The sequence below is a fragment of the uncultured Cedecea sp. genome (genome assembly GCF_947498825.1).
Lineage (GTDB): Bacteria > Pseudomonadota > Gammaproteobacteria > Enterobacterales > Enterobacteriaceae > JGM124.
Window position 1 is genome coordinate 1 of record NZ_CANMLV010000075.1, and the last position, 364, is coordinate 364.

Annotated in this window: 1 pseudogene; it reads right to left on the reverse strand. The window is 55.2% G+C overall.

The annotated features are described in order from the left end of the window. Window positions 1-200, reverse strand: a pseudogene (locus Q1A40_RS22985) (Rhs element Vgr protein); the annotation flags it as partial. Window positions 201-364 lie beyond the last annotated feature (164 nt).

Here is a 364-nt window from a genome sequence, read left to right on the forward strand (position 1 = left end):
AGCGTCAGGGAGCCGTTCTTCATCAGCATCATCTCTTTGCTGATAGCATGGTTTGTGCTGGTGAACTCAATGCGGTAACTGAACGGAGTGCTCAGGGCTTCTGTTCCCTCAAACGCCAGCACGTCCATATTGGTGTCACAGCCTTTCACCGCCAGCAGATGGTGGTGGTGACTGAAGATAAACGGAAAGCGGCCACTCATCCGTGTACTCCTTCTGTCTGGTCAAATTCCAGTCCTATCCCGTCTTCGTCGCTCCAGCTGAGCGTCAGGGTGCGGGGTTTCTGTTTTGCCGCCATATGGGTCAGCAGCTGCTGGCTGAGTACCGGCAGGATCTGCTGGTTCAGCAGACTGTCGACGTTACGCGC